The sequence below is a fragment of the Atopostipes suicloacalis DSM 15692 genome, from assembly GCF_900129085.1.
In the GTDB taxonomy this organism is placed as follows: Bacteria; Bacillota; Bacilli; order Lactobacillales; family Carnobacteriaceae_A; genus Atopostipes; species Atopostipes suicloacalis.
Window position 1 is genome coordinate 35,946 of sequence record NZ_FQUF01000002.1, and the last position, 6,640, is coordinate 42,585.

At 37.6% G+C, this 6,640-nt stretch carries 6 protein-coding genes; 4 read left to right on the forward strand and 2 right to left on the reverse strand.

Annotated features, from left to right (window positions below):
- Nucleotides 1-101: 101 nt before the first annotated feature.
- Genes BUB96_RS00170 through BUB96_RS00185 form a run of 4 tightly spaced genes read left to right on the forward strand, consistent with a single transcriptional unit; the run spans nt 102 to nt 4,288 of the window.
- Nucleotides 102-1,574, forward strand: coding sequence for a nicotinate phosphoribosyltransferase (locus BUB96_RS00170; RefSeq protein WP_073294372.1), 1,473 nt, complete (start codon nt 102-104; stop codon nt 1,572-1,574).
- Nucleotides 1,575-1,605: 31 nt separating this feature from the next.
- Nucleotides 1,606-2,436, forward strand: coding sequence for an ammonia-dependent NAD(+) synthetase (gene nadE, locus BUB96_RS00175; protein ID WP_073294375.1), 831 nt, complete (start codon nt 1,606-1,608; stop codon nt 2,434-2,436).
- 12 nt (nt 2,437-2,448) lie between these two features.
- Nucleotides 2,449-3,585 (forward strand): N-acetylglucosamine-6-phosphate deacetylase, encoded by a 1,137-nt coding sequence (gene nagA / locus BUB96_RS00180; protein ID WP_073294378.1) that lies wholly within the window; start codon nt 2,449-2,451, stop codon nt 3,583-3,585.
- A complete protein-coding gene (locus BUB96_RS00185) occupies nt 3,572-4,288 on the forward strand; it encodes a glucosamine-6-phosphate deaminase (protein WP_407639277.1) in 717 nt (238 codons plus the stop codon). The genes nagA and BUB96_RS00185 overlap by 14 nt, the downstream gene beginning before the upstream one ends.
- A 176-nt stretch (nt 4,289-4,464) precedes the next feature.
- On the opposite strand, the gene BUB96_RS00190 is transcribed toward BUB96_RS00185, so the two are convergent.
- A complete protein-coding gene (locus BUB96_RS00190) occupies nt 4,465-5,541 on the reverse strand; it encodes an LCP family protein (RefSeq protein WP_073294382.1) in 1,077 nt (358 codons plus the stop codon).
- 128 nt (nt 5,542-5,669) lie between these two features.
- Nucleotides 5,670-6,305 (reverse strand): YigZ family protein, encoded by a 636-nt coding sequence (locus tag BUB96_RS00195; protein ID WP_073294385.1) that lies wholly within the window; start codon nt 6,303-6,305, stop codon nt 5,670-5,672.
- Nucleotides 6,306-6,640 lie beyond the last annotated feature (335 nt).

Genomic DNA, 6,640 nt, shown 5'->3' on the forward strand with positions numbered 1-6,640 from the left:
CAATAAGGCAATTTGTACTACAATATACAAGAGTGTGATAAAAAAATTAAAGTAAAAAACGGGAAGATATATTCATACTATACCAAAATGGGGAGTTTAAGATGATAAGATATGATGATGATAGTTTAGCCCTTCATACTGATTTGTATGAGATCAATATGGCTTATACCTACTGGAAAAAAGGAAATGCAGATAAAAAAGCGGTTTTTGAAGTTTATTATCGTGAGAATCCTTTTGGAATGGGCTACACCATATTTGCTGGGTTAGAACGTATTGTTGATTATATAAATAACCTAACGTTTACCGATTCAGATCTCGAGTATTTAAAAAATGAAATCGGATTTGAAGAGGAATTTTTAGAGTATTTAAGACATTGGAAATTTAGAGGAACGATTCGCTCCATGCATGAAGGAGAAATTGCGTTTGCCGAAGAACCTTTGATGCAGGTGGAAGGGCCAATTTTAGATTGTCAGATTATTGAAACGGCTCTATTAAATGTAATTAATTATCAAACGTTAATTGCAACAAAAGCTTCAAAAGTAAAAACAGCTGCAGAAGGCGATACAGTAATGGAGTTCGGTGCGAGAAGAGCCCAAGAAATGGACGCCTCTCTTTGGGGAGCACGTGCGGCTTATATTGGTGGGGTAGAATCAACTAGTAATACTCGAGCATCCAAAGTCTTTGGAATTCCTGCTTCAGGGACGCATGCTCACTCCTTAGTTCAAGCTTATCGGGATGAATATAAAGCCTTTAAAGCCTATGGTGAAACCCATAAAGATTGTGTGTTCTTAGTGGATACTTATGACTCTATTAATTCTGGTGTACCCAATGCGATTCGAGTGGCGAATGAACTTGGAGATAAGATAAATTTTGTAGGCGTTCGTCTGGACTCCGGCGATTTATCTTACCAATCCAAACGAGTGCGTGAACAACTAGATGAAGCCGGTTATCCAGAGGCAAAAATCTTTGCTTCAAATGACTTAGATGCCACAACCATTCAAAGTTTAAAAATGCAAGGAGCTAAAATTGACGTTTGGGGTGTAGGGACAAAATTAATCACTGCTTACGATCAGCCAGCTTTAGGGGCTGTTTACAAAATCGTTTCCGTTGAAGGCAACGATGAAGAAATGTACCCAACCTTAAAATTGACCGCAAATCTTTCGAAAATATCAACACCTGGTAAAAAACAAATTTGGCGTATTCGCTCAAATAACGATACAAAACCAGAAGGCGATTTAGTCACGTTAGAACATGAAAGACCTGACTTAGAAGATGAATTATTTATGTTTCATCCACAATATACATATATTAATAAGACGGTGACGGACTTTATTGCACGTCCTTTATTAAAAGAAGTTTTTGTCGATGGAAAGCAAGTCTTAGATCTTCCAAGTTTAGAAGAAATCAAACAATATACAAAAGAGCGACTCAGTGAACAATATGAAGAACATCGTCGTATTTTGAACCCTGAACAGTATCCAGTGGATTTATCCAAAGAGCTTTATGACATAAAGGTGGATACGATTAATTATTACCGGGAAAAGCCGATAGATGCGGGGATGAATGAAGGTTAAGACGATATTTTAAAAGTAAAGGAAGAGATAAATGACGACTTTACAAGAAAAAATTATTTCTGAAATGGGTACACGACCGCAAATTGATGCTCAGGAAGAAATTCGAAAATCGATTGATTTCATCAAAGATTATCTTAAGCAATTCCCTTTTTTAAAAACGCTAGTTCTTGGGATTTCAGGTGGACAGGATTCTACATTGGTTGGAAAACTTGCCCAATTAGCGATTGAAGAGGTCCGAGCGGATACGGGGGATGAAACCTATCAATTTATTGCGGTTCGTTTGCCCTATGGGGTCCAAGGAGACGAACGGGACGCCATAGAAGTAATGGAATGGATTGAACCTGACCAAGAAATGGTTGTCAATATTAAGGGAGCGGTCGATTCTGTTGTAAATGAACTTGAAAAACAAGGCCAGATTGTGTCGGATTTCAATAAAGGGAATATTAAGGCACGCCAGCGAATGATTGTTCAATATGCGATTGCTGGAGATAATCAAGGGGTCGTATTAGGTTCGGACCATGCGGCAGAGTCGGTGACGGGTTTTTATACTAAATTTGGGGATGGCGCAGCAGATATTATGCCTTTGTTTCGTTTGAATAAGCGGCAGGGAGCTGAGTTATTAAAGGAACTAGATTCTCCTGAACATTTTTACACAAAAATTCCTACCGCTGATTTGCAAGATAATCGACCTGCTCTTTCGGACGAAGAGGAACTGGGTGTGAATTATGAACATATTGATGATTATTTAGAAGGAAAAGAAGTTCCGGAGTCTGCGAAAAAACGAATTGAACAACTATATTTAACGTCACAACATAAAAGACATTTACCGATTAATCTATTTGATGGCTTTTGGAAAATTTAGGAGGACGTAAAAATGAGTAAAGTAATTACGAATGCAAAAATTTATACGGGAGAAACGGTTCTCGAAAAAGGATATATCCGCTTTGATGAAAAAGTAAATGTGGTAGATTCCATGGACCATTATGAAGAAAAAGAGGATGAACAAGTTATTGATGGGACGGGAAAAACGATTATCCCAGGCTTTATTGAGGTTCATAGTCACGGAGGCTATGGATCGGATACGATGGATGCTGATCCAGAAGTGATTAATGAAATGGCCAAGAAAATGCTGCGGGAAGGGATAACCAGTTATTTTCCGACTACTATGACCCAAAGCGATGAAAATATTGAAAAAGCCTTAGCAGGAATTAAAGAAGCAAAAAAAACAAACCCAATGATTCAAGGAATTCATTTAGAAGGGCCGTTTGTTTCGCCTGCATATAAAGGGGCTCAACCTGAAAAGTATATGCGTGCAGCTGATGCTGAAACGATTGAACGTTGGAATGAAATTAGTGGTGGAAATATTCGTTTAGTCACTTATGCACCTGAAATGGGAGATGTTTCTGCGTTTGAAGAATATTGTTTAAACCATGAGATTGTTCTGTCTGCGGGACACACGGGCGCTACTTATGAACAATTGGAAGAATCAAAAGCATCACATATTACTCATTTATTTAATGGCCAATTAGGTATCCACCATCGAGAAGCTGGGGTTGCTGGATTCGGTTTACTTAAAGAGGATGTCCATGTCGAATTAATTGTTGATGGTTTTCATATTGTTCCACCAATGGTTAAATTCGCCTATAAAACGAAAGGGGCGGATGGAATTGTCTTAATCACGGACTCTATGCGTGCGAAGGGAATTCCAGAAGGTGAAAGTGAGTTAGGTGGACAAAAAGTATTTGTAAAAGACAAGCAAGCACGCTTAGAAAATGGTTCTTTAGCAGGATCTGTGCTGACTTTTAATGATGCCTTTAAAAACATGATTCGTTTTTCTGGCTGTAGCATTGAAGAAGCGGTTAAGATGAGTTCAGTGAATCAAGCAAAAGAATTTAATTTAGAAGAAAAAGGTTTATTAAAAACTGGAAAAGACGCCGATATTTTAGTTTTAAATGATGAGCTAACGGTTGAACAAACGATTTTAGGAGGAAATGTCCATGAATTCAAATAAAAATATTGAAGTAGTTGTCGTAAAAGATGCCCAAGAAGGTGGTAAGAAAGCTTTTGAATATGTAAAGCAATCTTTAGAAGAAGGTATGAAAGTGATGGGGTTGGCAACAGGAAGTACACCAGAAACTCTGTATACTGAATTACGCAATAGTGATTTGGATTTTTCGAATGTTACAGCCATTAATTTGGATGAATATATTGGATTGCCTGGCGATCATGATCAAAGCTATTCATATTTTATGAATGAAAATCTATTTAAGGCAAAACCTTTCAAAGAAACACACATTCCAAATGGCTTAGCTTCTGAAGAAGAAGAGACGGCTCGCTACAACAAAGTCATTGAAGATCATCCGATTGATCTACAAATCTTAGGTATTGGGACGAATGCGCATGTCGGCTTTAATGAACCGGGAAGTTCTTTTGATAGCTTAACTCGAAAAGTTGAATTAACAGAAGAGACCATTGAAGCTAACAAACGATTCTTTGAATCTGCGGATGATGTTCCTCGTTATGCTTACTCAATGGGCCTAGCTTCTATCATGTCAGCTGACAAAATCATGTTGCTTGCTTATGGGGAAAACAAAGCAGAAGCGGTTGCAAATGCGGTTAATGGACCAGTAACAGAAGAGGTCCCTGCAAGTATTTTACAAAAACATAAAGATGTTGTTTTTATTGTTGATGAAGCTGCTGCCAGCAAACTATAATTTTTAAATTTTTAGTTAGAACGAAAAAACTATGGTCTCTTTATCCTAGAAGAGATCATAGTCTTTTTTTATTCTAATGATTATAAAAAGAGAGGTCAACTTTCAAGCTGTCCTCTCTGAAAAAATATTTGATTTGTTTGATTTAGATCTTTTAATCTTTGTTCTTTAAAGGCTCTTTAATATCCATTTGTATCGTCATCAATCGTTATTTCACTTTCAGCTGCATGTTCAGACTCATCGGCATGTTGGTGCATGGATTCCGTGTCAGAAGTTTCTAAACCTAAGTGCGTTTTTAATTCATCTTGGACTTCGATTAAAGACTCTTCGTAAGGCTCCCATGTGTACACATCAAGCCCATAATGAGGGAAATATTTCGTTTCAGCATAACCATCCAGTGTTAATTGTTCAATATTTGTAATCGTCATTGAATAGTTAGAGGCTACAGAAATCATTTGCGAGCCAGTTGCATTCGTATGCAGATAAGGCTCAATAGAATCTAGAATAGAAGTTAAATTCGTGACCGTATTAAATGAACTTAATTTCTCTAAAATATTGATCATTACTTCTTGTTGACGATCTTGTCGACCAAAGTCTCCGCGAGGGTCTTTTTTACGCATACGAGCATAAGCTAAAGCTTCTTCCCCATTTAAATGTTGGTCTCCTTCAGTAATTTCAACAGGTTCACTTGGTGTACGATAATTCCCTTGGGTAAAGGCTAAATCAGAATCAACATCAACCCCTCCAACTGCATCAACCAATTCAATCAAACCGTCAAAATCCATTGTGGCATAAAATTGAATTGGGATATCTAGATAAGAAGCAATCATTTCTTTTGCAAGGAGTGGACCTCCAACAGAATGAGCTGCGTTAATTTTTTCTTCTACGCCATTCGGTAGAGTAACCAATGCATCTCTTGGAATAGAAACCATTTTAATATCTTTGGATTTAGGATTAACAGTAGCTACAATAATTGTATCGCTTCGACTAGCCCCACCTTCTTCAATATCGATTCCCAAAATAAGGGCTGAAAAAGGTTCCAAATCTTCCAGTTGCTTCGAATTTTCAAGTGTTTCTATATCATTATCATTATTATCAGCACTAATCCCGTCTAAAAAGCTCATAATTTTACTACTATAATATCCGGTCACAGCACCTAAAAAGATAGCAAGAAGAAGCACAAGACTTAAAATCGTTTCATATAATTTTTTTCGTTTTCTTTTCTTCTTTACTATATATTTTTCGGAACGCATCATTATATCATCTCTTCTTTTAATTGAGTTTAAGCCAATCCGCAAAAATTAGCGCTGGAAACAGTGTATTATAGAACAAATTAAATTGCAATTGAAAATCCCATGAAGCTTATAAGATTCATAATAAAGTCTTATTTATCGATAGGAATTTCAATCCAAGCTTGTTGACCGATCTCTATTTCCGCCTGTGCACTCGTCCAATTAGTAACATCTTCAATAAATTTTTCTTTATTTTCTAAAGGGATCACACATTGATAGGTAATATTTTCGGTATACACAGTATCTTGAATCATATAATTCGCTTCTCGTAAAGCATTTTCTACTCTTCCACTTTGAGAATAAGTGACCGTTACGTCAATAAGCTGTTGTAATTGTCGCTCCACCACGCCAATATAATTAACCGCATCATTTACAGCTCCACCATATGCCCGAATTAAACCACCAGCACCGAGCTTTGTCCCTCCAAAATAGCGCGTAACTACCGCTGCCACATTTTTTAATTCTCTCTTTAAAAAAATCTCTAACATAGGAACCCCAGCCGTTCCGCTCGGTTCCCCATCATCATGAGCCCGTTGAATTTCATCATTCATACCAATCGTATAAGCAGAACAATTATGGGTTGCTTTCCAATGTTCTTTCTTAATTTCTTCTATAAAAGATTGGGCCTCTTCTTCAGATTTCACCCGTCGCAAATGACAGATGAATCGGGATTTTTTAATTTCAATCTCATGAACCCCGTTTTCTCGTATTGTCCGGTAATCTTCCATCTCATATCACACTTTCTGGGTTTATTATAGCGATACTCCTTAGCTTTGTCTATCTCTAAACATTTTAAGAGCGGCCCTCTTCTATCCTTAACACGATGAATCGTCTGGACTTTATGTAGGAAGGTGTTCTACCAAGCATAAATTGCCAATAAGTGTGCGCTGGATAGGCTACCGCTCACAGATTTCCGGAAAGTGCGCGCAAGTTGATTTACCGCCCACAAATTCCCGAAAAGTGCGCGCAAGTTGGTTTACCGCCCACAAATTCACAGAAAATGCGCGCAAGTTGAGTTACCGCCCACAGATTTCCGAAAAGTGCGCGCAAGTTGAGTTACCGC

Coding starts and splice junctions, on each gene's coding strand:
- BUB96_RS00170 (WP_073294372.1), top strand. CDS start 102: ATGATAAGATATGATGATGATAGTTTAGCCCTTCATACTGATTTGTAT.
- nadE (WP_073294375.1), top strand. CDS start 1,606: ATGACGACTTTACAAGAAAAAATTATTTCTGAAATGGGTACACGACCG.
- nagA (WP_073294378.1), top strand. CDS start 2,449: ATGAGTAAAGTAATTACGAATGCAAAAATTTATACGGGAGAAACGGTT.
- BUB96_RS00185 (WP_407639277.1), top strand. CDS start 3,572: ATGAATTCAAATAAAAATATTGAAGTAGTTGTCGTAAAAGATGCCCAA.
- BUB96_RS00190 (WP_073294382.1), bottom strand. CDS start 5,541: ATGATGCGTTCCGAAAAATATATAGTAAAGAAGAAAAGAAAACGAAAA.
- BUB96_RS00195 (WP_073294385.1), bottom strand. CDS start 6,305: ATGGAAGATTACCGGACAATACGAGAAAACGGGGTTCATGAGATTGAA.